At 72.4% G+C, this 22,209-nt stretch carries 25 protein-coding genes; 11 read left to right on the top strand and 14 right to left on the bottom strand.

From position 1 onward, the window contains the following. The first annotated feature begins 166 nt into the window (after nucleotides 1-166). Nucleotides 167-1,237, top strand: a complete 1,071-nt coding sequence (locus ABZ721_RS23240) for a right-handed parallel beta-helix repeat-containing protein (RefSeq protein ID WP_358790593.1) — start codon at nucleotides 167-169, stop codon at nucleotides 1,235-1,237. A gap of 102 nt (nucleotides 1,238-1,339) precedes the next feature. On the opposite strand, the gene ABZ721_RS23235 is transcribed toward ABZ721_RS23240, so the two are convergent. Together ABZ721_RS23235 and ABZ721_RS23230 are read right to left on the bottom strand one after the other, a co-directional pair. After that, complete coding sequence (locus ABZ721_RS23235; RefSeq protein ID WP_358790592.1) at nucleotides 1,340-1,672, bottom strand: DUF427 domain-containing protein; 333 nt, start codon at nucleotides 1,670-1,672, stop codon at nucleotides 1,340-1,342. Continuing rightward, the gene (locus ABZ721_RS23230) at nucleotides 1,669-2,898 is read right to left on the bottom strand and encodes an MFS transporter (protein WP_358790591.1); all 1,230 of its coding nucleotides are present in this window, start codon (nucleotides 2,896-2,898) and stop codon (nucleotides 1,669-1,671) included. Before ABZ721_RS23230 ends, ABZ721_RS23235 begins: the two co-directional genes overlap by 4 nt. Nucleotides 2,899-2,977: 79 nt before the next feature. Here ABZ721_RS23230 and ABZ721_RS23225 point away from each other — a divergent pair, with 79 nt between their 5' ends. Together ABZ721_RS23225 and ABZ721_RS23220 are read left to right on the top strand one after the other, a co-directional pair. Continuing rightward, entirely contained in the window at nucleotides 2,978-3,556 is a 579-nt protein-coding gene (locus ABZ721_RS23225; RefSeq protein ID WP_358790590.1) for a CGNR zinc finger domain-containing protein, read from the top strand. Nucleotides 3,557-3,709: 153 nt separating this feature from the next. Further along, nucleotides 3,710-4,888, top strand: coding sequence for a serine hydrolase domain-containing protein (locus tag ABZ721_RS23220; RefSeq protein ID WP_358790589.1), 1,179 nt, complete (start codon nucleotides 3,710-3,712; stop codon nucleotides 4,886-4,888). A gap of 49 nt (nucleotides 4,889-4,937) precedes the next feature. Here ABZ721_RS23220 and ABZ721_RS23215 read toward each other — a convergent pair whose 3' ends face one another. From ABZ721_RS23215 to ABZ721_RS23205, 3 genes are all read right to left on the bottom strand, one after another. Next, nucleotides 4,938-5,876 carry an AraC family transcriptional regulator gene (locus tag ABZ721_RS23215; protein WP_358790588.1) on the bottom strand — a complete coding sequence of 313 codons (939 nt, stop codon included), beginning with the start codon at nucleotides 5,874-5,876 and terminating at the stop codon, nucleotides 4,938-4,940. Between the two features lie 34 nt (nucleotides 5,877-5,910). Then, on the bottom strand, nucleotides 5,911-6,834 hold the full coding sequence (locus tag ABZ721_RS23210; RefSeq protein ID WP_358790587.1) for an NADP-dependent oxidoreductase: 924 nt from the start codon (nucleotides 6,832-6,834) through the stop codon (nucleotides 5,911-5,913). A gap of 149 nt (nucleotides 6,835-6,983) precedes the next feature. Beyond that, a complete protein-coding gene (locus ABZ721_RS23205; protein WP_358790586.1) occupies nucleotides 6,984-7,922 on the bottom strand; it encodes an EamA family transporter in 939 nt (312 codons plus the stop codon). An 83-nt stretch (nucleotides 7,923-8,005) separates the two neighbouring features. On the opposite strand from ABZ721_RS23205, the gene ABZ721_RS23200 reads away from it, so the two are divergent. The 3 genes from ABZ721_RS23200 (at nucleotide 8,006) to thrS (ending at nucleotide 11,114) form a co-directional block, all read left to right on the top strand. Beyond that, nucleotides 8,006-8,938 carry a LysR family transcriptional regulator gene (locus ABZ721_RS23200; RefSeq protein WP_358790585.1) on the top strand — a complete coding sequence of 311 codons (933 nt, stop codon included), beginning with the start codon at nucleotides 8,006-8,008 and terminating at the stop codon, nucleotides 8,936-8,938. Nucleotides 8,939-9,125: 187 nt separating this feature from the next. Beyond that, nucleotides 9,126-9,620 carry a cupin domain-containing protein gene (locus ABZ721_RS23195; RefSeq protein WP_358790584.1) on the top strand — a complete coding sequence of 165 codons (495 nt, stop codon included), beginning with the start codon at nucleotides 9,126-9,128 and terminating at the stop codon, nucleotides 9,618-9,620. A 225-nt stretch (nucleotides 9,621-9,845) separates the two neighbouring features. After that, complete coding sequence (gene thrS, locus ABZ721_RS23190) at nucleotides 9,846-11,114, top strand: threonine--tRNA ligase (protein WP_358790583.1); 1,269 nt, start codon at nucleotides 9,846-9,848, stop codon at nucleotides 11,112-11,114. A gap of 31 nt (nucleotides 11,115-11,145) precedes the next feature. Here thrS and ABZ721_RS23185 read toward each other — a convergent pair whose 3' ends face one another. From ABZ721_RS23185 to ABZ721_RS23170, 4 genes are all read right to left on the bottom strand, one after another. Continuing rightward, nucleotides 11,146-11,412, bottom strand: a complete 267-nt coding sequence (locus tag ABZ721_RS23185) for a hypothetical protein (protein WP_358790582.1) — start codon at nucleotides 11,410-11,412, stop codon at nucleotides 11,146-11,148. A 68-nt stretch (nucleotides 11,413-11,480) separates the two neighbouring features. Then, a complete protein-coding gene (locus tag ABZ721_RS23180) occupies nucleotides 11,481-12,455 on the bottom strand; it encodes a hypothetical protein (protein WP_358790581.1) in 975 nt (324 codons plus the stop codon). Nucleotides 12,456-12,532: 77 nt separating this feature from the next. Then, the gene (locus ABZ721_RS23175) at nucleotides 12,533-13,351 is read right to left on the bottom strand and encodes a hypothetical protein (RefSeq protein WP_358790580.1); all 819 of its coding nucleotides are present in this window, start codon (nucleotides 13,349-13,351) and stop codon (nucleotides 12,533-12,535) included. 127 nt (nucleotides 13,352-13,478) lie between these two features. Beyond that, nucleotides 13,479-14,897: an MFS transporter gene (locus ABZ721_RS23170; protein WP_358790579.1), complete on the bottom strand. Its 1,419-nt coding sequence runs from the start codon at nucleotides 14,895-14,897 to the stop codon at nucleotides 13,479-13,481. Between the two features lie 137 nt (nucleotides 14,898-15,034). Here ABZ721_RS23170 and ABZ721_RS23165 point away from each other — a divergent pair, with 137 nt between their 5' ends. The 3 genes from ABZ721_RS23165 (at nucleotide 15,035) to ABZ721_RS23155 (ending at nucleotide 17,107) form a co-directional block, all read left to right on the top strand. Continuing rightward, nucleotides 15,035-15,931: a LysR family transcriptional regulator gene (locus ABZ721_RS23165; RefSeq protein WP_358790578.1), complete on the top strand. Its 897-nt coding sequence runs from the start codon at nucleotides 15,035-15,037 to the stop codon at nucleotides 15,929-15,931. A 10-nt stretch (nucleotides 15,932-15,941) separates the two neighbouring features. Continuing rightward, nucleotides 15,942-16,334: a TOBE domain-containing protein gene (locus ABZ721_RS23160; protein ID WP_358790577.1), complete on the top strand. Its 393-nt coding sequence runs from the start codon at nucleotides 15,942-15,944 to the stop codon at nucleotides 16,332-16,334. Between the two features lie 143 nt (nucleotides 16,335-16,477). Further along, complete coding sequence (locus ABZ721_RS23155) at nucleotides 16,478-17,107, top strand: dihydrofolate reductase family protein (protein ID WP_358790576.1); 630 nt, start codon at nucleotides 16,478-16,480, stop codon at nucleotides 17,105-17,107. A 36-nt stretch (nucleotides 17,108-17,143) separates the two neighbouring features. On the opposite strand, the gene ABZ721_RS23150 is transcribed toward ABZ721_RS23155, so the two are convergent. Together ABZ721_RS23150 and ABZ721_RS23145 are read right to left on the bottom strand one after the other, a co-directional pair. Then, nucleotides 17,144-17,281, bottom strand: coding sequence for a hypothetical protein (locus ABZ721_RS23150; RefSeq protein ID WP_358790575.1), 138 nt, complete (start codon nucleotides 17,279-17,281; stop codon nucleotides 17,144-17,146). Beyond that, nucleotides 17,265-18,278, bottom strand: a complete 1,014-nt coding sequence (locus tag ABZ721_RS23145) for a hypothetical protein (RefSeq protein ID WP_358790574.1) — start codon at nucleotides 18,276-18,278, stop codon at nucleotides 17,265-17,267. Before ABZ721_RS23145 ends, ABZ721_RS23150 begins: the two co-directional genes overlap by 17 nt. Before the next feature lie 29 nt (nucleotides 18,279-18,307). On the opposite strand from ABZ721_RS23145, the gene ABZ721_RS23140 reads away from it, so the two are divergent. Continuing rightward, entirely contained in the window at nucleotides 18,308-18,637 is a 330-nt protein-coding gene (locus tag ABZ721_RS23140; protein ID WP_358790573.1) for a hypothetical protein, read from the top strand. 29 nt (nucleotides 18,638-18,666) lie between these two features. Here the strand turns inward: ABZ721_RS23140 and ABZ721_RS23135 are convergent, their stop codons facing one another. After that, the gene (locus ABZ721_RS23135) at nucleotides 18,667-19,161 is read right to left on the bottom strand and encodes a GNAT family N-acetyltransferase (RefSeq protein ID WP_358790572.1); all 495 of its coding nucleotides are present in this window, start codon (nucleotides 19,159-19,161) and stop codon (nucleotides 18,667-18,669) included. A gap of 22 nt (nucleotides 19,162-19,183) precedes the next feature. Next, the gene (locus ABZ721_RS23130; protein ID WP_358790571.1) at nucleotides 19,184-19,849 is read right to left on the bottom strand and encodes a hypothetical protein; all 666 of its coding nucleotides are present in this window, start codon (nucleotides 19,847-19,849) and stop codon (nucleotides 19,184-19,186) included. A gap of 105 nt (nucleotides 19,850-19,954) precedes the next feature. Here ABZ721_RS23130 and ABZ721_RS23125 point away from each other — a divergent pair, with 105 nt between their 5' ends. Continuing rightward, nucleotides 19,955-20,530, top strand: coding sequence for an HAD domain-containing protein (locus ABZ721_RS23125; RefSeq protein ID WP_358790570.1), 576 nt, complete (start codon nucleotides 19,955-19,957; stop codon nucleotides 20,528-20,530). Nucleotides 20,531-20,628: 98 nt separating this feature from the next. On the opposite strand, the gene ABZ721_RS23120 is transcribed toward ABZ721_RS23125, so the two are convergent. Beyond that, nucleotides 20,629-21,909, bottom strand: coding sequence for a family 16 glycosylhydrolase (locus tag ABZ721_RS23120; protein ID WP_358790569.1), 1,281 nt, complete (start codon nucleotides 21,907-21,909; stop codon nucleotides 20,629-20,631). Nucleotides 21,910-22,209 lie beyond the last annotated feature (300 nt).

Genomic DNA, 22,209 nt, shown 5'->3' with positions numbered 1-22,209 from the left:
GGCCGGCGGCCGTCCATCGATCTTCGTCCTGAGCCTTGACGGGGTTTCGTCGCAGCGAACAGGGTGGAGCCCACAACATTAGGAAACTTTCCTAACTACCGATTCCGAGGGGTCCCCCCTGACCACACCCCTCACCCCCACCCCCCACACCTCCGGAGACGCCCAGATGACCCAGCTCCGCACAGCAGCCACCCGGGCAGCGACCACCCGCACGTTCGGCAGCCACCGGCGGCGCGCCCGCCTCCGCCTCGTGGCCGTTTCGGCGATCGCCGCGGCGGCCGGCGGCGCGGCGTTCGCGGCCACCCTGCCGGGCTCCGCCTCGGCCGCGCCCACCGCCACCCGTACCGTCAACGTCTCCTCCGCCGCGCAACTCACCGCGGCGCTGGCCGATGCCAAGCCGGGCGACACCATCAAGCTCGCCAACGGCACGTACCAGGGCCAGTTCAAGGCCACCGCCGACGGCACCACGTCCTCGCCGATCACCCTGACCGGTGGCAGCGGGGCCGTACTCACCTCCAACGGCGGCAACGGCTACGGGCTGTGGCTCAGCACCGCACCGCACTGGAACATCAAGGGCCTCACGGTGGCCGACAGCAACAAGGGCATCGTCCTGGACGCCTCGCCGTACGTCACCATCGACGGCGCGACGGTCCGTGCCATCGGCTACGAAGGCGTGCACTTCCGCTCCGGCAGCCACCACGGGGTCATCAAGAACTCCTCGGTCCGCGACACCGGCACCACGCACCCCAACTACGGCGAGGGCGTCTACATCGGCTCCGCCAACGGCAACTGGGACCAGTACGCCGGCCCCACCGGCGTGGACGCCTCCGACTACGTCCAGGTCCTCAACAACAGGATCGGCCCCAATGTCGCCGCCGAGGGGATCGACATCAAGGAGGGCACCAAGGGCGGCGTGGTCCGCGGCAACATCCTCGACGGCACCGGGGAGAAGAACCAGAACTCCGGCGACTCCACCATCGACGTCAAGGGCGACAAGTACGTCATCGACGGCAACACCGTCAGCCACCCGTACACCGACGGCTTCCAGGTCCACAACGTCTACGACCCCTACGGCTGCGGAAACGCCTTCACCAACAACAAGTTCACCCTCGGCTCCGCGCCCGGCTACGGCATCAACGTGACCGACAACAGCGGCTGCGCCATCAAGAACACCGTCGCCTCGTCCAACACCTCCAGCGGCGGCAAGGGCCTGACGAACATCCCCGTCGGCCGCTGAGCCGCACCGGCCGCCACGGACAGCACCCCGGCTCCGGCCCGCCCGTCCGGGGCGGCTCGGAGCCGGGGTTCTGCCCGTCGCACGGGAGTGGCCCGGCAGGGGTCAGCCCGCCGCGACGACCTCGGTGTCGTAGAAGCAGAAGTGGTCCTTGATCGCGGCCACGTCGTCCTTCGGTTCGGGGTACGCCCAGACGACGTCGGCCGCGCCGGGCACCGACCAGTACGAGGCGTCCCCCTTGAACGGGCAGTGCGTCGTGGTGTCCGAAGCGGCGAGCAATTCCGTGCGCACGTCCTCCGGCGGCAGGTAGTAGCGCACCGGACAGCCCGTCTCGCGCAGTTCCAGCGGGTGGCTGCTCTCCGCCAGGACCTGTCCGTCGCGCACGACCCGTACCGGGGTCGTGCCCTTTTCGATGGTGATGCGGTGTCCATTGGTCATACCCCTTGCAGCGCCGGGAGGCCGCCGGTTCTTCCCTCCCGGGCGGCGAGCACCCGGGCGACCGGGACCTGGCCCGCGGCCAGCGCGAGGCAGACCGCCGCCAGGCCCGACCACAGCGCCGCCGGACCGGCGTGTTCGAGGACCTGCGTGCCGACGACGGGCGCGGCGACGGCTGCGACCCCCCAACTGGTGCCGTACACGGCCAGGTAGCGGCCGGTGCCGCCGGGCGGCGCCAGGTCCGCCACGAGCGCGTAGGACCGTCCGAGGATCACCAGGTCGCCCAGGCTCCAGACGACCGTCGCCACCAGCAGGGCTGTCAGGGTGTGCGCCGCCGCGTAGCCGGCCAGACCGGCCGCGAGCAGGACGTAGCCGAGCGCGAGCGCCCCGGGCGCGGACAGTGCCGAAAGGCGCCGCAGCCGCAGCAGGGGCTGGGCGGCGACGATGGTCAGCGCCGAGGCCGTGAACAGGACGCCCGCATCCGCCGGTCGCATGCCGCGGCGCGCCAGCGACAGCGGGAGCGCCAGCACGACCTGCAGATAGACCAGGGCCGAGACGGTGCCGTACGCGAGCAGGAGCAGGAGCGTGCGATCGCGCCACGGCGTGCCGCCGGCGGCACCGCCGGGAGCCCGGAGTCCCGACGGGGCACGTCGCCGAGGAGGGTCGCCCGGCAGCGCGATCCGGATGATGAGTGCGCAGGCCAGGCAGCTCAGCGCGTCGGCGACGAACAGCCAGCGCAGGTCCCACCGGCCCAACCCCGAAGCGATCAGGCCGGCGCCCATGCCGCCGACGGCGAGGGCGGCGTTCAGCAGGCTGTAGGCGCGGACCCGGTCGGACGGCCCCACACAGTCGGCGATCATCGCCTGACTCGGCGGCTCGTACAGCTCGAAGACGAGCCCGAGCAGTACCGCGCAGACCGCGACCGCCGCCAGGGACCGCGCCGCGGCGATCCCGAGCTGGGCGGCGGCGCAGCCGACCAGGCCCAGGACGATGGTGCGCCGCCGCCCGAGGCGGTCCGCGAGCCTGCCGCCCACCAGGCGTGACGGGATCGTCGCCAGTCCGAAGGCGGCGGAGACCAGCCCGGCGGTGGCGACGCTCGCCCCGAAGTCCGTGCTGATCAGGACGGTGAGGAAGGCCAGGGAGAAGGCCCCGAGCCGATTGATCGCCCGGGCCGCGAGCAGCAGCCAGACGGTGCGGGGCAGCCGGCCGCCGCGCGCCATGAGTCCCATGCCAGACCCCGTATCCCGTCACTGGTGAATCGACTATCGTCAGTGACAGACGCTAATCCGAAATGAGGTAACTGGTCAAGTGCTCTTCGACAGTCACATGGCGGCACTGCTCGACGCCGGCGTCGCGCTCGTCAACGCGCTGACCGACGGTGAGGCGCGCGGCAGGCCGTTCACCGCACCGGCGGGCGACGCCCTCCCCGCGGCCGTCCACGCCGCGCTGCCCTCCCCCGGCGCGCGCCCGAGCCCGATCGAACCGGCGCAGGCCGCCCACCTGGCCGCCACGGCGCGCGAGCTGCGGCAGGTCTTCGAGGCGGTGGCGCACGACCGCCTGGACGACGCGGTCGCGGTGCTGAACAAACTGCTCCGGGCGAACGGCGCCCGCCCGCAGCTGGACCGGGTCGAGGGCGAACCGTGGCAGGTGCACTTCCACGGCGCGGACGACTCGCTCGCGGTGGGCTGGAGCGCCGGCTGCGCCACCGGGCTGGCCATGGTCATCGGCGGCGACCTCGCCGGCCGCCTCGGCGTCTGCCAGGCGGCCCAGTGCGACCGCGTCTACGTCGACACCTCGCGCAACGCCGGCCGCCAGTTCTGCTCGACGGCCTGCCAGAACCGCTCCAAGGCCGCCGCCTTCCGCGCGCGGCGGGCCGCCCAGGCCTGAGCCAGGACCGCACAGCACCGCGCACCGCACCCGGTTGAGGCACTCCCCTCGCCCGGATGGCGCATCGTGAAAGGTGCGGGCGGAGCCGCCACCCGAAGCTGGGCACGTGAGTGCGCGGTCGCACCCGCGCCACGCTCCCCGGGAGGTACGCACGTGCTGTCACGATCGTCCGGACGCCGCCGCACCCGCCGCTCGACGGCGGTCGCCGCGGTGCTCGCCGCCGCGGCGGCCGGCGGGCTCGTCCAGCCCGCGCACGCCGGGGACGGCACCCACCCCGGCCAGCCACTGCAGCACGGCATCCAGCAGCTCGTCGACACCCCGGGCGGACCGCCCGGGGTGATCGCCGTGCTCGGGCGCGGTGACCGGACCGAGGTGTACCGGGCCGGTGCCGGCGACCTCGGGACCGGCCGCCCGCCGCGTACGACCGACCACATGCGGCTCGCCAGTGTCTCCAAGGCGTACAGCGGGGCCGTGGCCCTGCGCCTGGTGGACCAGGGGCGGCTCCGGCTCGACACCACGATCGGCGAGCGGCTTCCCGCGCTGCCCGCCGCCTGGTGCGACGTGACGCTCCGACAACTGCTCCAGCACACCAGCGGGCTGCCCGACTTCAGCGGCTCCGCCGCGTTCCGGCAGATCCTGGGCACGGACCCGCACCACGTCTTCGACTCGCGCAAGCTGCTCGACTTCGTCGCCGGCAAGCCGCTGCTCTTCCCGGCGGGCGCGCGGTACCAGTACTCCAACTCCGACAACATCGCCGTCGCGCTGATGGCCGAGGCGGCGACGGGCCGGCGCTACGAGGACCTCCTCCAGCAGTTGGTGTACCAGCCCCTGCACCTGCGGCAGACCAGCCTCCCGCAGGGTTTCCGGCTCCCCCGGCCCTCCCTGCACGGCTACGCGGTCGACCCGCCCGCCCCGCCCGAGGACGTCACCGAACTCCTCGGCTCCTCGGGGGTGTGGGCCTCCGGCGCCGTCGTGGCGACACCGGACGACCTCACCGCTTTCATCCGCGGCTACGCCGGCGGCGGCCTGCTGTCCCCGCACACCCGCAAGCAGCAGCTGACCTTCGTCCCCGGCGGAGCGTCGGAACCCGCCGGCCCGGGGGACAACGCGGCGGGTCTGGCGGTCTTCCGCTACACCACCCGCTGCGGCGTGCTCTACGGCCACACCGGGAACACCGCCGGCTACACCCAACTGGCCGCCGCGACACTCGACGGCAGGCGCACCCTGACCTTCTCCGTCACCACCCAGGTCAGCAAGAGCACCGAGCCCGCACTGCTCGCCCGGCTCCGCGCCGTCCAGGAGGACTTCGCCTGCGCCCTGCTGCGCCCCTGAGGGCACCGGCCCGATCGACCGGCGACCGGATCGACCGGGTCGACGACGGTCAGGCCGCCTTGGCCTGACGGCGGTACCCGCCGGGAGCCAGGCCGTACTCGCGCTTGAACGCCTTGGCGAAGGCGAACTCCGACCCGTAGCCGGTCCGGGCGGCGACCGTCGTCAGCGGAACGTCGGACTCGCGCAGCAGTTTGGCCGCCGTCGTCATCCGCCAGCGGGTCAGGTACGCCATCGGCGGTTCGCCCACCAGCGCGGCGAACCGCCGGGCGAAGGCGGCCCGGGACAGCCCGGCCCGTTCGGCCAGTGACTCGACGGTCCACTGCGCCGCGGGGTCGTCGTGCATCGCCGCCAGCGCGGGCGCCACCGCCGCGTCGCCCAGCGCCGCCGCCCAGCCCCGCGCGGCCGCCGACGGCTGCTCGTCGAGCCAGGCCCGCAGGATGTACAGCAGCAGCGAGTCGATCAGGGTGGGCACGATGCCGTCCGAGCCGATGCGCGGGTTCTCCAGCTCCGAGCCGAGCAGGTGCACGGTGGCACTCAGCTCCGGGTGCCGGCCGTGCCGGGTCGCCAGGTGCACCACCTCGGGCAGCTGCCGCACCAGAGGGTGCGGACGCCCCTGGTCCAGGTGGTAGTTGCCGCACAGCAGCCTGGTCTCGGGACCGTCGCCGCCCAGCGTCACCGAGCCGATGGGCGAGCCGGGCCGGTACTGCTCGGCCCTGGCCACCTCGGCCGGCGTCTCGGGGTGGTCGGCGAGGATGTGGCCGCGCCCGTCCCGCAGGAAGACCACGTCGCCCGTGCTCAGCGGGATCGCCTTCAGGTGCGGCGACTCCCCGTCGAGCGGGACCAGCCAGCAGGTCCCGTACAGCACGACGTGGAATCCGGCGCCGGCGACCGGAGGCAGTCTCAGGCCCCAGGGGGCGCGGCCGTTGGTCCGTACGGACGCCGGGTGCCCGGTGCGCATCGAGGCCAGCGCCTCGGTGAGGATGTCCATCCGGCCCCGCCCTTCCTGGTGCGGCCCGCCGCGATCAGACCGTCAGGACAATCTTGCCCTGTACGTGTCCCTCGCCGACCAGCTGGTGCGCCTTACCGACCTCCTCCAGCGGGAACGTCTCCTCGACGTACGGGCGGATCCGGCCCGCGTCGACCAGCTCGGCGATCGCTTCGAGCGCGGCGTAGTCCGGCTCGACCGACACCCCGGCGAAGACCCGCCCGGCCGCCCGGACCCGCTCGGCGAGCTCCGGGTTGCCGTGTTCGAGGATGCTGATCAGGACGCCGCCGGCGCGCAGCACGCCGAGCGACAGGTCGCCCTGGGCCGTCGAGTCGAAGACCACGTCGAGGTCCTCGACCGCCTCGGTGAAGTCGGTGGTGCGGTAGTCGATGACCTCGTCGGCGCCGAGACCGCGGACGAACTCGTGCCGGGCGGCACCGGCGACGGCGATCACGTGGGCGCCGCGCGCCTTGGCGATCTGCACCGCGAAGTGGCCGACACCGCCGGCCGCGCGGTGGATCAGCACTCGGTCGCCCTCCTTGACGCCGGCCGCCTGCACCAGTCCCTGCCAGGCGGTGAGGGCCGCGAGGGGGATGGCGGCGGCGTGCACGTGGTCGATCGAGACGGGCTTGCGGGCCACCTGCCGGGACGGCACGGCCACGTACTCGGCGTAGCCGGTGGCGGCCCGGGGGAAGAACGGCATTCCGTACACCTCGTCGCCCACCGCGAACCGGGCGCCGGGGCCGGCCTCCTCGACCACCCCGGAGATGTCCCAGCCCACCCCGAACGGCGGTTCGCCGAGCAGCGGGAAGGCGCCTGCCCTGACGGCGACGTCCACCGGATTGACCCCGCTGGCGCGGACCTTGACGACGACCTCGCCGGACAGCGGCTTCGGTCGCTCGACCTCCACGACCTCGAGAACCTCAGGACCGCCGAAGGACTTCTGGATCACTGCGCGCACGGTAACTCTCCTCGGATTGCGTCCGGTTGTCCCGGCCGTCTGCTTGATGTCCTCAACCCTAGGGAGATCGAATGAGCGGCAGAATGGCCTTCCGTCTCGGCTGCATGTCCCAGCGTCTTGCACGATGTTGCTCACGGCCATACCCGCACTCAGGCCGCGACGGTCTCCCGTCCGGCCGTGCCGTCCGACGGCCCGGTCCGCGCGCCGGCCCGGGTGGCACCGACGCCCGCCACCACGACGAACGCGACGCCGACCGCGGACGCCGGGCCGGGGACCTGGCCCAGGATGACGAGGCCCACCAGGACCGCGATGGCCGGCTCCAGGCTCATCAGCGTGCCGAAGGCCGTGGTGGTGAGCCTGCGCAGGGCGAGGAACTCGAGGCTGAACGGGATCACCGGGTGCAGCGCGGCCAGTGCCAGCCCGACGAGGACCAGCGGCCAGGTCACGTGGCCCAGTTCGGTCGGTGCGGCGAAGAACGTCGTGACGAGCGCGGCCACGGGCATGGACAGGGCGAGGCCCTTCAGCCCGGTGACCTGGTCGCCCACCTTCTGCGTGAACGCGATGTACACCGCCCAGCACAGCGCGGCGGCCAGCGCGAACCCGATGCCGACGAGGTCGGTGCCGCCGTGCCACGGTTCGGTGAGCAGCACCACGCCGACCGCGGCCGGCAGCGCCCAGATCCGCCGCCCGCCCCTGGCGCCGTACAGGGACAGGCCCAGCGGCCCCAGGAACTCCAGCGCGCTGGCGGTGCCCAGCGGGATACGGGTGACCGCGCACATGAACAGCACCATCAGGCCGGCCGTCGCCGCGCCCAGGACGCCGCAGGCCAGCAGGTCCTTGCGGGTGAAGTCCGACCGGCGCGGCCGGACCAGCACGAGAAGGAGGAGGGCGGCCCAGACCAGCCGCAGCCACACGGTGCCGACGGGGCCGAGCCGGTCGAGCAGCGGGACCGACACCCCCAGGCCGAGCTGGACGCAGAGCATGGACGCGACGGCCATGAGCGCCCCGCTCCGGGCTCCGCCGGGCTGCGGCTCCAGGGCGGGGGGTACTGCGGGGGTCGCGGGAGCCGCGAGGTCTGCGGAGGTCATGGCCTCAGTAGACGGCGCCCGCATCGTTACTGTCCACGTGCCGATCATGGACAGTTCGTTCATGAATGCTGAACAATGGCGGGATGGAGACGCGGAGGCTGGAACTGCTGGCGGAGTTGTCCCGGCTGGGCTCGATGCGTGCGGTCGCCGATGTCCTGGGCATCACGACCTCGACGGTGTCACAGCAGATCGCCGCGCTGTCCCGGGAGACCGGCAGCGTCCTGCTGGAGCCCGACGGGCGCAGGGTGCGGCTGACGCCCGCGGGACGCCGGCTGGCGGAGCACGCCGTGACCATCCTGGCCGCGGTCGAGGCGGCCCGCCTGGACCTGGGCCCGGAGGCGGAACCCAACGGCACGCTACGGGTCGCCGGCTTCGCCACCGCCATCCGCGGCTCCCTGCTCCCGGTCGTCACCGAACTCGCGGCGAGCCACCCCCGGGTGCACCTGCTGATCCGGGAGCACGAGCCGGCCGAGGCCCTCGCGCTGCTGGCCGGCGACGGCGTGGACCTGGCCCTGACATACGACTACAACCTCGCCCCGGCGCCCCTCGATCCGTCGCTGACCGCGACGCCGCTGTGGACGGCGGCCTGGGGGCTGGGCGTACCCGCGCCCCCGGACACCGCAACCGGACCGACCGGGAAGCCAGGGACAGCCGGGCCGACCGGGACGACGGCCACGACCGAGGAGGTGTTCGCCCGGTTCAGCACGGCCGACTGGATCGTCAACTCCCGCAACACCGCGGACGAACACGTCATCCGCACCCTCGCCTCGATGGCCGGCTTCAGCCCCCGCATCACCCATCAGGCCGACAGCCTCGACCTCGTGCAGGACATGATCACAGCGGGCCTGGGGGTGGGTCTGCTGCCCGCCGATTCAACGCCCTCCCCCGGCGTCCGGATCCTGCCCCTCACCGCCCCCAAGGTCGCCCTGCGCTCCTACGCCGTCGCCCGCCACGGCCGCCTGAACTGGCCCCCGCTGGCCCTGGTCACCCGCCTCCTGCGCGCCGGCAGGCGGTGAGCGCGTCGTCGTGGGCGAGACTCCCGGACGCGCACGCAGCGGCCTCGGACGACCGGTCCCAGCCTCCGAATTGACCCATGATTCATGCATCGAAATGCACCCCGCTCAGGGTCTATTCGGCTTCTAGAGTAGTACTCACCAGCAACGGAAAAACCCGGAACCACCGCCGGGAGCAGGGAGCATCACCATGAACACCGCCGCACTCACCCCGGTCCTGACGCGCGCCGCCACCGCTGAGACCACCAGCGACCCCAGCAGCGTCATGACCCTGCTCGCCGACTGCGGTACCGACGGCAGCTCGGTGACGAGCTACCGCTCGCAGTTCGCGCAGGGCGCGGTGGGCGCACCGGCCCACTTCCACACGCGGGCCTCGGAACTCTTCTTCGTCATCGGCGGCTCCCTGCAGGTGCTCGTCGACGACGAGGTGAAGATACTGGGCGAGGGCGACCTGCTGCTCGTGCCGCCGCACACCCCGCACGCCTTCGCGGCGGCGCCCGGCGCCGAGGCCGACGTGCTGTTCGTGTTCACGCCCGGCATGCCGCGCTTCGACTACCTGCGGCTGCTCGGCCGGGTGATGCGCGGCGAGGCGAGCCCCCAGGAGATCAAGGACTCCTCCGAGCAGTACGACAACCACTACGTCGACAGCCCCGCGTGGCGCGCCGCCCTCGACGCGGCGAAGTAACCGGAAGCGGCCGGGTGCGGGGGCCGGGACTTCCCCCGCACCCTCCGCGCCCCCGCCCGCGCAACACTCACCGCACATGAAATCAGCAGGACGCTTCCACAGCGCCTCTGTTACCGTTCGACCCATGAAGCGCGCTGCTATGACGACGACGCCGGAGAGTGTCCCGGCGCGCTGACTGCTGTTCGAGTCCGAAGCCCCGGGGCGAGTGCCCCGGGGCTTCGCCGTGTGGTCACTCGCCTCACCGTCCGCGAGGAGACCACCATGTACGACCACCGCAAACTCGGCCGCGAACTGGAGCTGTTCGACACCGATCCGCTGATCGGCGCGGGTCTGCCGTACTGGCTGCCCGACGGCGCGGCCGTGCGCCACGCGCTGGAGGAGTACATCCGCACCGCCGAACGGCGCGCCGGCTACCGGCACGTGTACTCGCCGGTGCTCGGCAAACGCGAGCTCTACGAGATCTCGGGGCACTGGTCGCACTACAGCGACGACATGTTTCCCCCGATGGACCTCGGCGGCGAACAAGTGGTGCTGCGGCCGAGCCTGTGTCCGCACCACGCGGTCATCTACCGCTCCCGCTCCCGCAGTTACCGCGAGCTGCCGCTGCGCATGGCGGAGCTGGGCGGCATGTACCGCTCCGAGCACTCGGGTGTGCTGGGCGGCCTGACCCGCGTACGCGCCATCCAGCTCAACGACGCGCACATCTTCTGCACCCTGGAACAGGTCGCCGATGAGGCACGGTCGGCGCTGGCGATGATCCGCTCGGCGTACGCGGCGCTCGGCATCGAACCCAGCCGCTACCGTCTCTCCCTGCCCGGCCCCGGCGGCAAGTACGTGGCCGCCCCGGAGATGTGGCAGCGGTCCACCGCGCTGCTGACCCACGTCCTGGACGACTCCGGCCTGGCCTACGAGGCCGTCGAGGGCGAGGCCGCGTTCTACGGCCCCAAGATCGACGTCCAGGTCACCGACGCCGCCGGGCGCGAGTCCACCCTGTCCACCATCCAGATCGACTTCCACCAGCCGGAGCAGTTCGATCTGCGCTACGTCGGCGCGGACGGCGCCAAGCACCGGCCGGTCATGGTCCACCGCAGCATCATCGGCAGCGTGGAGCGGGCCGTCGCGCACCTCATCGAGCAGCATGGCGGTGCGTTCCCGGCCTGGCTCGCACCCACTCAGCTCATCGTCCTCCCCGTTTCGGACGACGAGCTGCCGCAGGCCGCCGCACTCGTGCAGCGCTGCCTCGACCAGGGACTGCGCGCGGAGCTGGCGGGGCCGGAACGCGGCTCGCTGGGTGCGCGCATCCGGCTCGCGCGGCTCGTGCCCTACCAGGCGGTGGTCGGCGCGAAGGAGGCCGTCGACGACCACGTGGCGCTGCGCCTGCGGGACGGTCGCCGGCTGCCCGCCCTGCCCGCCGCCGAAGCGCTGACCCGCATCGCCGCGCTCGTCGGCGCGCACCGCACCGCCCTGTGGGACGACGAAACCCCGGCCCCGTAGAGCTGTGGGTCCGGTGGGCCGGCGGTCGGGTCTAGCGGGTGTCGCCCTCCCAGTCCCAGTGCAGCGGATCGCCCGCACGGGGGCCGTAGAGGGCGCGCCCGCCGGGGCCGAACCTCCCGATCTCGGTGACCAGCGCGGCCGTTTCCCGCAGCTGCCGGTCCGTCCAGCCGGTGACGTCGAGGAGCAGCCCGTCCAGGGGGCCGCCGACCAGTTCCCGGTACTCGTGGCCGGTCCGTGGACCCGGATCCGGATCTTCGTGGTCGGCGCCGTAGACCCGGCGCCAGATCAGTTCACCCATGCCCGTCAGCATGCCAGCCACCACTGACAGCGCGCCGGAGCCGGCTGCCCCCTCCCGGCGGGCTGCCGTCACCGCGCGACGAGGCCGATGCGGACGGAGTCGTCGTAGGGGACGACGAGGGTCTCGCTGCTGCCGGCGGTCCAGCGCGCGGGGACGAGGAACAGCCGGCCGTTCGACTCGACCAGCAGGCGCAGTCCCCGGTAGCGGAAGCGGTAGGAGTCCTTCTCCGCGGCGGGGATCTTTGTCTGCTCGACCCCGGCGGGGAGGTCCCGCAGGGGCTCCTTGGTGTACAGCACCACCTCCGGACGGTGCTCGAGTGACGCCGCGTCGTCCAGCGCCCTGCCCCGGCCGTAGGCGGCGGCGAAGCTGTTGGCCGTCCAGAACGACCCGGCGACGACGATGACGGCCACCCAGGCCAGGGCGTAGCGACTGATGCGCCGCACGGCGGGCGACTGCAGCCAGTCGGCGAGTTCACCACTGTGCGGTGGAGGCGGTGGAGGCGGTGGAACGGGCGGAACGGGTGGAGGGTCGGGCGGCGTCGGGCCCCCGGTGGCCGCGCGGCGCCGGTCCCAGCGGATGGCGAAGATGCGCAGCAGCCCGAGGCCGTAGGCGATCGCGAGGGCACCGGCGCCCAGGCAGACCGGGGTGGTCGCGATCGCCTCGGTGCGCGCCACATGCGGTACCAGCAGGCCGACCACGCCCCTGGTGAACGTCAGCAGGCCGAGGAGCACGGTGAACAGCCCCACCCATCCGGTGGCGGCGTCACGATCGGGCGACGACACCATCCAGCGGACGGCGGTGTGGGCGGCGATGACCAGCAGGCTGACGGCCGCGACGACAACGAGAGGCGGATTGACGACCTCCACGCCGTAGAGCAGCATCTCCTGCAACGACAGGTCCACCATGTCGAGGTAGACCCCGAAGTAGCGGAAGCGCGCCGTCGTCGCGACATAGCCGAAGTAGAACAGCAGGGTCGTCAGCGCGGTGGTCGGTGCGATGACGTTGGCCACCGTCCACAGGCGCGCCCAGAGCTGACGGTCCACCAGAGGAGCATCGGGCTCGGGATCGGGATCGGGGTCGGGAGGCGGTGCGGGCGCCGGGGCCGGTTCGGGGTCCGCTGTCACGTCCCGCCCTCGGACGGGGTCCCGGAGTCCGAGGGCGTCACGTCGGAGGGGTCGCCCGTCGGGCCCTGCGTGTCGTCCGAGGACGACTCCGACGGCTCGGGCCCGTCGGTGCTGCCACCGGAGGAGGACGCCGCGAAGGTGAACGTCTGCGTGGTGGTGACGAGGGCGGTGACGGGGTGGGCGGCGGACGGCGTGTACCGGCTTCCGAGCCGGGAGCACGGGCGGGGCGAGCGCGACGCGCACTCCACCGTGACCTCGATGTCGAGGGTCGCGTCCGCGACGCCGAGCCCGTCGGGCCTGGTGAACCGGATGCTGCATCCGTGCCGGGGCGACCGCGACGCGGGTTCCAGCCGGGTGCCGGACGAGCAGGTGTTCACCGGGTCCGTCACGTCGGGCTGCTCGTCGGCGCGGATGTTCCACGACGCGGGCTCGCCGTTCTCCTCGATCGCCCGCACCCCGCACGGCCGGTCGGATATCCGGGCGCGGGCTCCCTGGATCCTGGCCGACTCGAACCGCACGGGGACGTCGGCGTCATTGTTCACCAGGACGAAGCAGGCGTCGGACACGTAGTGGTGGTTGTCGACGGTCTGGCCCAGCGGATAGACGTTGTCCACGGTCGGGCCGGAGATCCGGGCGAAGCCGTTCTGTCCCGACCCGCCGCTCGTACTCCCGCCCGAGGAGCCGCCGGATCCCGAGGAGCCGCCGGATCCCGAGGAACCGCCCCCGCTCGACGCCCCCTGGGTTCCCGGGGACGGGTCGCCGGAGGCGACCTTGGCGATGCCGTAGACACCGGCGAGCAGCAGCAGGGCCGCCACTACGGCAAGTGTGACGTGTGTTCCTCGGTTCGCGGCCATGGAAACTCCCCCCGCCCGGATGATAGGAGCCCTTGCGCCGCGGGTGAAGGGGGCCGCCGGGGGTGGAGCAGGCCGCCCCCGCGACACCTCAGTCCATCCAGCGCACGACGAGCACCGCGGCCAGGGCCACCGCGAGCGCGATGACGCGGAAGCCGTCGTCCATGGCCCCGCTCAGGGCGGCCGCCGAGACCCCGCTGCCCGCCGTGTCGGCGCCGAGCGCGGTACCCATGGCGGCGACGCCGACGGCGCTGCCGACCTCACGTGCGGCACCGTTGACCCCGGAGCCCATGCCCGCCCGCTCGGCCGGCAGCGCCGACATGATCCCGCCGGACAGCGGGGGCAGGGCGATGCCGATACCGGCCAGGGCCAGGGCCGGGCACAGGATGTACAGCGCGTACGGCGTATCGGCACCCACCAGCGAGAACGCCGCCAGTCCCGCCGCCAGGGCCCCGAACCCGGCGGCCACCACCGGCCTGGCGCCCCAGCGGCGCACCAGCTTCGTGGAGGCGCGGGAAGCCAGCCCCATCGCGACCGCGATCGGCGCCAGCGCGATGCCGGACATCGCGAGCGAGTAACCGTGGGCGACGGTCAGGTACTGGGCGTTGACGTAGAACATGGCGAACGCGCCCGCGAAGGCCACGGTGACCCCCAGGGTCCCCGCCCGCAGCGGCCGCAGCGCGAACACCCGGAAGTCCAGCAGGGGATGGCGCCTGCGCAGCCCGAGCAGGACGGCCAGCAGCGTGATCACGGCTGCCGCGGCGAACGACCCCAGGACCCAGCCGGAGGTCCAGCCGCGTTCGCGTCCCTCGATCAGCCCGTGGAGCAGCGCGACGATGGCCGCCGCCAGCAGCACGGACCCGGGTGCGTCGAGGGGTGCCGGGCGGGTCGGTGTGCGCGGGGCCCGCAGCGCCGTGACCGCCGCGAGCAGTGCGCCGGCCGCTCCGAAGACGACGAACAGCCCCTGCCAGGGGAGGTACTGCAGCACCACGCCGCCGACCACGTTGCCGAGGATGCCTCCGGCGGCCAGGGACGCCGTCCAGGTGGCCACCGCGTGCGGGCGGCGGGCAGGCGGGGAGAGCAGCATCAGCAGCCCCAGGGTGACCGGCAGCGCGAGTGCGGCCCCGGCGCCCGCCACCAGGCGCCCGGAGATCAGCAGCGGCACGCTCCCGGCCGCGGCCGCCAGGGCACTGCCGCCGGTGAACAGGCCGAGGCCGGCGACCAGCACGCCCTTGCGGCCGAGCCGGTCCGCCAGCGCGCCGCCCGGGATCAGCAGGCAGGCGAAGGCGATGAGATAAGCGTCCACGATCCACACCAGAGCCGTCGGGCCCGGGTGCAGCGAGCTGTGGGCGAGGGAGGGGATCGCGAGGTTCATCGCGGCCGCCATCGCCTGCAGGGTCCCCACGCACAGGGACATCAGGACGAGCATCTCGCGGCTGCGCGGGTGCTCCTCGAAGGCCGGCGGCGGTGCGGCGTCCGCCAGGTGGTGCTCGGTCTGTCGCGTGGTCACAACGTCTCCCCCAGGTGCACTTTCCATGACCCGGGAAACGGTAGGAGCGGCTTCACATAACGGCAAATGCACTGATCTCACAGATATATTGTGTGGAACACAATCATTGAGGTGAGGGCGGTCGCATGACCCGGAACATGGATCTGAATCTCCTGATCGCGCTCGACGCCCTGCTCGACGAAGGCTCGGTCACAGCCGCCGCCGACCGCCTCGGCCTGTCCGCCCCCGCGATGAGCCGAACGCTGGCCCGGATCCGCGCCGCGTTCTCGGACCCGATCCTGGTCAGGTCCGGGCGGTCGATGGTGCCGACCCCCCGGGCGGAGGCCGTGCACCAGGAGGTCAAAGCCCTCCTGGACCGCTCACGGGCGCTGTTCGCCGAGGGCCGCCCGGTGGACGCCGGGCGACTGGAGCAGACGTTCACGATCGTCGCCAACGACCTGCCGTCGACCGCCCTGGCCACCCGGCTCCTGCCCGCCCTCCAGCACACCGCCCCCGGGGTCACCGTGGTGCTGCTCCCCGAGAGCCCCCAGCCCGACGACTTCGTGCTGCGCGAGGGAACCGCGGACCTCGAGATCCGCATCATCACCGCCCCGCCACCCGAAACCCGCGTCGAGAGCCTGTTCACCGACGAGATGGTCGCCGTCGTGCGGCGCGGTCACCCGCTCGCGGGAAAGCCGCTCACCCCGGCGGGCTTCGCCGGCGCGCTGCACGTCCTCACCTCCCGGCGCGGACGGCTGCGCGGCCCGCTCGACGAGGCGCTCGAGGCGCGGGGCCTGCGCCGGCGGGTGGTCGCGTCGATGCCGACCTCCGCCGCGGTCCTGCAACTCGTCGCCGCGTCCGACCTGGTGGGCCAGACCCTGGCCAGAACCGGCGCGCCCCTGGTCGCCGCGCTCGACCTGGAGATACTGCGCATCCCGCTGCGCCTGCCGCCGATCGAGATCTCCATGGGCTGGCATCCCCGGCACGACAACGACCCGGCCCACCGATGGTTCCGCCAGCAGGTGCGCAGCGCTCTGGGCGGGGTCGCCGACTAGTGTTCGCCTCATGGAGTCCTACACCATTGGTCAGGCGGCGAACCTGCTCGGCGTGAGCGTCGACACGGCGCGCCGCTGGGCGGACGCGGGCCGTTTCCCCACGCACCGCGAGAACACCCGCCGCTTCGTCGAAGGCCCGGATCTGGCCGCCTTCTGCGTCGAGGTCGCCCAGGAGACCGCCGCGGAGAACGGCGAGGCGTACACGTCCGTGCGCAACGCGTTCTCCGGGATCGTCACCGCCGTCAAGCTGGGCGACGTCGCCGCGCAGGTCGAGATCCAGGCCGGTCCGCACCGGCTGGTCTCCCTGCTCACCCGCGAGGCCGTCGAGGAACTGCGCCTGGAGGTCGGCATGCGGGCCACGGCCCGGGTGAAGTCCACCAGCGTGCACGTCGACCTCACCTGAGGCGTGCCGAGGAACTCCCGGAAGGGATTCCGCACGAGATTCCCGGCAGAGATCCCCGGACGCGTGTCGATCCAGCCCCTCCTCGTTCGACGCGTCAGTGAGAGCGGAGAAGCCCGCCCTCGCAACGGACCGAGGAGAACGCCATGCCGAAGCTGCGCGCACACAACATCACGATCACCCTGGACGGCTACGCCACCGGCACCGACCAGCGCCTGGAGGCGCCTTTCGGTGACGGCGTCGACGGTCTGCACGACTGGATGAACGCCGCGATGCGCGACCTCGACGAGGGCAGGGCGGGGGTCGGCGCCGACTACATCGAGCGCGGCGACGAGAACGTCGGCGCCACCATCATGGGCCGCAACATGTTCGGGCCCGTACGGGGACCGTGGCAGGACGAGTCGTGGACCGGCTGGTGGGGCGAGAACCCGCCCTACCACACCGACGTGTTCGTCCACACGCACTACCCGCGGCCGTCGGTGCCGATGAAGGGCGGAACCACCTTCCACTTCACCGACGAGCCCGTCGAAACGGTGCTGCGGCGTGCCTTCGAAGCCGCGGGAGGCAAGGACGTGCGCCTCGGCGGCGGCCCCTCCACCGTCCAGACGTACCTGCGTGCCGGGCTGCTCGACGAACTCCACCTGGTCATCGCCCCCATCGTCGCGGGCAGGGGCGTCCGCCTGCTCGACAACTGGCAGGACGCGGCCGACGGCTACCGGGTGGCCGAACAGATCAGCTCCGGGACGGCCACCCACGTCCGCTTGGTCCGTCGCTGACGGCGGCCGGGGAGCCGGTTCCGCGATCCGATCCGCTCACCTGCGGCGGAAGAGCGCGACCATGACCAGGGTGAGCACCCCGACCAGCAGCAGGATCCCGACCACGGTGAGGACGACATGACCGCCCGACGACGAGGCGGGCGGATCGGGAGCGATGTCAGCCAGTAGAGACACGGGCGGTCTTCCCTTCGACGGAGCCGGGGTTCACGGCCGCGGCCGGCCCCAGTCCCAGGACGAGTATCAGCAGGACGGGGAACTCCAGGTAGGCGTGGTAGCTCGCGACGGCCGCGTACAGCGCCTTGCCCTGCGCGTAGTCCGTGGCGAACAGCGACGCGAGCGCGGCGGCGACGCCCAGGCCCAGCGCCCAGGCGCGCCAGCCGCGCAGCGCGGGCACCCGGCGTTCGAACGAGCGGGACGCGTCGGGTGCGTACCGCGGCAGGAACCAGACCCAGACCACGTAGTGCATGGTCTGCAGGAACGCGAAGACCGCGAGGAAGCGCAGGCTCACCGCCGAGTCCAGCCAGGCCGGCGGGGTGTACGCGGCCGACAACCGGTCCGTCCAGGCCGTGCCGTCGGCCAGCCAGTGGTCGAACGCCCCGGCCATCAGCAGGGCGGGCACCACCAGGACCCACCCGCACTGCACCGCGCGGAAGGTGGCCCGCCCGTGGGGCAGCCGGCGCGACCACTCCCACAGGAAGAGCAGGGGCACGACGTTGTGCAGATGGGTCAGCACCACGAAGTGGTAGGCGGGGAAGGCCAGTGAGGTGCCGGCCGCCACCGCGAGCACGGCGACCGCGGCCGCCAGCAGCGGCGGCCGGGAGCGCAGCGCGTGCACGCACGCGGTGCCCAGCAGCCCGTACGCCAGCAGGATCTCGCCGGTGTGCGTCGCCGTCGACGGCGGCAGCAGCCGGCACACCACGATTCCCGTGATCAACAGACCCAACAGGCGCAGGAACGGCCCGCGCAGCACCCCTTCGAAGCGGCCGGTCACGTACCGCAGTTCCAGCACGTTGTGCAGGATCCCGAAGGTGGCCAGCCCGACAACAGCGGTGCCGGCGGGCAGCCGCAGCGCCGCCACCAGCGCGACGGCCGCCGCGCACACGAACCCGGCCACCGGCGCGGTACCCAGCCCCCGCACGGCGGGCAGGCCCGCCGCGTGCACGCTCGCCATCCGTCCCCTCCCCGTGACACGATCCCGCCGTGCCGTACCTGTCCGCCCTCGCCCTGACGCTGCTCGTCGAGGTTCCCGTCTACGTCGCGGCGCTCACCGTAGCGGGCCGTGTCCGGCCGGCGCGCGCCGGTGCCGCCGCGGTGATCGTCAACGGTGTGACGCACCCACCGCTCTGGTGGTTCCTCCTCCGGATACCGGCCGCGGAGTACTGGGGGTACTTCGCCGCGGCCGAGGCGCTCGTGTGCGGGGTGGAGGCACTGCTCCTGGGCCGCATGCTCCGGCTGCGGGGTCCGGTCCCGTACGCGGCATCCGTGACGGCGAACGCGGCGTCGATCCTCGCCGGCGTGCTGGCGACCTGAGGGCGCCGTCGCGGCAGCGCGTCACCGGGTCAGTGCGACCCCTGCTCCAGGTCCCGCTCCAGGTCCAGTTCCCCGACCGTCTGGTCCCCGCTCGTCTCCCCCGTCGGCCGGAAGCCGAGTCCCAGGTAGAAGCGCTCCGGTCCGTCCTCCCCCGGGTGCCAGCTCGCGGTGAGGCGGTTGCCGCCGCGGCGGCGGATCTCGGCGGCCACGGCCTCCACCGCGAAGCGCCCGTAGCCGCGCCCCTGCTCACCGGCCGCGATGTTCAGCCGCCACAGGCCCGACCGGATGTCGGCGCCTGTGCCGTCACCGGCGAAGTCGATGTCCAGGAACGCCATGAGGAAGCCGACGACCCGGTCGCCGTCCACGATGAGGCGGGGCCAGGCGACGCCGGGGTGGAGGTATGCCTCGGCGAGCGACTTCACGACCGGGGCCACCAAGTGCTCCTGGTCGGGCCGGACTCTCAGGCCGATGGCCGCGTCGAAGTTGTCGGGGGTGATCTCCACCAGGTGGGGCGCAGTCGTCATGCCGGAACCCTAGGACAACCGGTCAACTGATTATCCCGGCACGCACGCCGTCGGCGGCAGTCACCCCCAACCGCACCGCCAGTTCCTCGGCGGCCGCCAGCATGGTTGCGGGCTCGTCGTCGGACAGGTCCTCGTGCGAAGCCAGCAGCTCACTCAGCAGCGCGGTGTCGACGGATCTCGCCGCGACCCGGGCGATGAACGGTTCGGCGAACTCCGTCCGCTCGACACCGCGTTCGTCGAGGCTCTCGCGCAGCGCGGAGTCGCTGAAGAGCCCGGGGTCGCACGAGGCGATCAGCCCGTCGTCCCGGACGAAGTCCGGATACGGCGCCCGATCCCACTTCCCGTCCTCCCACCAGTACAGGTACCCCAGCTCATAGCCGTCGACGAGCCCGCGCAGCATGTCCTTCGGCAGCCACTCCGGGGCGCCGGCCACCACATCCACGGGCTGGCCGCCCTTGTACGTGGTGTCGCTGCAGTCGACGTCCTGCCCGTAGAAGAAGGCTCTCCCGTCCGGCAGCAGGTTCAGCCGCCAACTCCCGTTGGAGTGCCAGCACGTCAACCTGCCGTCGCTCACCGTGTACTCGGGGCCCAGCGCGCCCACGCGGTCGACCAGCGCCAGCACCGCCGCCCGCTCCCACATCCGCTCGGGCCGATCCAGATCCTCCGGACGTCCGGGCCGATCCGCCATGTGCGCCTCCGCTGCTCGTCCCCACCGTTCGCCCCTCACCGTAGTAGCCGCCACCGACACACCGCACAACGGTCCGACCCCTCGGCGAACGGCTATCGTGCCGTGATGACCGGTCCTGACCAGCGCCCCCTCCTCTTTCTCGATGTCGACGGCCCCCTCATCCCCTTCGGCGCGACCCCGCAGCAGCGCCCGATCGGCTATCCGACCTACCGCGCGCCGACCGCGTCGCGGGTACCCGACGCGAATCCGCTGCTGGCCAGGATCAATCCCGCCCACGGCCCCCGGCTGGCCGCCCTCCCGTGCGACCTGGTCTGGGCCACGACGTGGATGGCGGAAGCGAACGAGTGCGTCGCACCCCGGCTGGGCCTGCCGGAGCTTCCGGTCGTCGACTGGCCCGAACCCTCCGAGGAGGACGACCGCCACGGCCTGCACTGGAAGACCCGCGCCCTCGTCGCCCGGGCCGCGGGCCGCGCGTTCGTCTGGGTCGACGACGAGATCACCGACGCCGACCGCTCCTGGGTGGCGGCGCGGCACCCCGGACAGGCCCTCCTCCACCGGGTGGACCCCGGCCACGGCCTGACCGACCCCGACTTCACCGCCCTCGACACCTGGCTGCGCCAGACCGCCACCGCACCTCCGCCGCACGACAGAAAGTTCCAACCGCCCCTGCAGGACGACTGACCCGCTCGCCAAGTCCTGGTTCCTGCCGTGCCCGGCCGGTGTTGTGCTGACCGGCCGGGCACGCGGTGCTGTGGTGTGGCTGTCGGGTGATCAGGCGGTCACGTGGTCAGGTGCCACTGCTGGTTGGCGGCGGCGCTGTTGCAGGTCCAGATCTGGAGGCGGGTGCCGTTGGCGGAGCTGGGGCCCGTCGCGTCCAGGCAACGACCGGAACCGGTGTTGACCAGAGTGCTGCCGGCGCCCACGGTCCACTTCTGCGCGGCGGTGCCGTTGCAGTCGTAGAGCTGGATCTTGGTGCCGTCGGCCGTGCCCGCGGCGGTGACGTCCATGCACTTGCCGAGCGCCCGCAAGGAGCCGTCGGACGCGGACGTCCAGGACTGCGCACCTGTTCCGTTGCAGTCCCAGAGCTGGACGGGCGTGCCGTTCGCGGTGTTCGACGAGGCCACGTCGACGCACTTGTTGCCGTAGCCGGTGATCGGGTGGCCCGTGCCGCCGCCCGAGTCGCTGGTCGTCACGTGCACGTAGTCCACGACGAGCTGCTGCGGGAAGGTGGTGCTGGAGTTGGGGTCGCCCGGCCAGTAGCCGCCCACCGCGAGGTTGAGCAGCAGGTAGAAGGGGTGGTCGAAGACCCAGCGGTTGCCGCCCAGGTCGGCGGGGGTGCGTGTCTGGTAGAGGTTGCCGTCGACGTACCACTTGATGGAGTTCGGGGCCCAGTCCACGGCGAAGGTGTGGAAGGCGTCGGAGAAGCTCTGGCCGCCGGGGAGCGTGTAGCCGGCGCCGATGCCCGCGGCACCGGAGTAGCCGGGGCCGTGGATGGTGCCGTGCACGGTGCCGGGTTCGAAGCCGACGTTCTCCATGATGTCGATCTCACCGCTGTTGGGCCAGCCCGCCGTGCCGATGTCGTTGCCGAGCATCCAGAAGGCCGGCCACATGCCCTGGCCGCGCGGGAGCTTCATGCGGGTCTCGAAGTGACCGTACGCCTGGGTGAACTTGGTCGGCGTGGAGAGCCGTGCGGAGGTGTACTGACAGGTGCCGTACCAGCACTGGTAGTTGGCCGGGTTCTCCTTGCGGGCGGTGATGACGAGATTGCCCTGTCCGTCGAGGGCCGCGTTGTGGTTGCCGCTCGTGTAGTACTGCCGCTCGTGGTTGTTCACGTTGTCGCCGGTCTCGTAGCCCCATTTGGAGCTGTCGACCGCGCTTCCCGCGGCACCGTTGAAGTCGTCGGTGAACGTGGCGGCGGCCGCCGCGGGAGCGGCGTTCTCGGCGCCGGCGGCCTGGGGGGCGAGCGCCTGCTGGAGCCAGCCGCAGAGCAGGAGCACGGCGGCGGCGAACAGGGCGAGAGGGCGGGGGCTTATGCGTCGGGTGGGGGGTGACGCCGACATGACGGGCTCCTCAGTGGGGGTTGGGGATGGCCGAAGGACCGTCCGGCTCCTTCCGGACGGAGGTGCGGGCTGGGAGCGAGAGCGCTCTCAGAATGGTCGGACGCGCGGACACGCGTACGCGAAGGATCGGCCGGGACGACTGTCGTACCACTTCCGGCGCCCCGCAGCGCCGGATCCATCGGTACACGACAAAGCAGCGTCCTGAAACGCCGCACGGCCACGACCATGCTTGGACTAGACCATGGCGCTGTCAAGACCAATGGCGGACCCTTCCGAGGTTCGGGTGCGCATCGGTGCAGG

This window comes from Streptomyces sp. NPDC006733, from assembly GCF_040636125.1.
GTDB lineage: Bacteria > Actinomycetota > Actinomycetes > Streptomycetales > Streptomycetaceae > Actinacidiphila.
This window is presented reverse-complemented; position numbering and strand designations above follow the sequence as displayed.

Bases quoted from the DNA above. Each gene is read 5' to 3' on its own strand.
- ABZ721_RS23240 (WP_358790593.1), top strand. From the start codon at position 167: ATGACCCAGCTCCGCACAGCAGCCACCCGGGCAGCGACCACCCGCACG.
- ABZ721_RS23235 (WP_358790592.1), bottom strand. From the start codon at position 1,672: ATGACCAATGGACACCGCATCACCATCGAAAAGGGCACGACCCCGGTA.
- ABZ721_RS23230 (WP_358790591.1), bottom strand. From the start codon at position 2,898: ATGGGACTCATGGCGCGCGGCGGCCGGCTGCCCCGCACCGTCTGGCTG.
- ABZ721_RS23215 (WP_358790588.1), bottom strand. From the start codon at position 5,876: ATGGACATCCTCACCGAGGCGCTGGCCTCGATGCGCACCGGGCACCCG.
- ABZ721_RS23205 (WP_358790586.1), bottom strand. From the start codon at position 7,922: ATGACCTCCGCAGACCTCGCGGCTCCCGCGACCCCCGCAGTACCCCCC.
- ABZ721_RS23200 (WP_358790585.1), top strand. From the start codon at position 8,006: ATGGAGACGCGGAGGCTGGAACTGCTGGCGGAGTTGTCCCGGCTGGGC.
- ABZ721_RS23195 (WP_358790584.1), top strand. From the start codon at position 9,126: ATGAACACCGCCGCACTCACCCCGGTCCTGACGCGCGCCGCCACCGCT.
- ABZ721_RS23185 (WP_358790582.1), bottom strand. From the start codon at position 11,412: ATGGGTGAACTGATCTGGCGCCGGGTCTACGGCGCCGACCACGAAGAT.
- ABZ721_RS23165 (WP_358790578.1), top strand. From the start codon at position 15,035: ATGGATCTGAATCTCCTGATCGCGCTCGACGCCCTGCTCGACGAAGGC.
- ABZ721_RS23160 (WP_358790577.1), top strand. From the start codon at position 15,942: ATGGAGTCCTACACCATTGGTCAGGCGGCGAACCTGCTCGGCGTGAGC.
- ABZ721_RS23155 (WP_358790576.1), top strand. From the start codon at position 16,478: ATGCCGAAGCTGCGCGCACACAACATCACGATCACCCTGGACGGCTAC.
- ABZ721_RS23145 (WP_358790574.1), bottom strand. From the start codon at position 18,278: ATGGCGAGCGTGCACGCGGCGGGCCTGCCCGCCGTGCGGGGGCTGGGT.
- ABZ721_RS23135 (WP_358790572.1), bottom strand. From the start codon at position 19,161: ATGACGACTGCGCCCCACCTGGTGGAGATCACCCCCGACAACTTCGAC.
- ABZ721_RS23130 (WP_358790571.1), bottom strand. From the start codon at position 19,849: ATGGCGGATCGGCCCGGACGTCCGGAGGATCTGGATCGGCCCGAGCGG.
- ABZ721_RS23125 (WP_358790570.1), top strand. From the start codon at position 19,955: ATGACCGGTCCTGACCAGCGCCCCCTCCTCTTTCTCGATGTCGACGGC.
- ABZ721_RS23120 (WP_358790569.1), bottom strand. From the start codon at position 21,909: ATGTCGGCGTCACCCCCCACCCGACGCATAAGCCCCCGCCCTCTCGCC.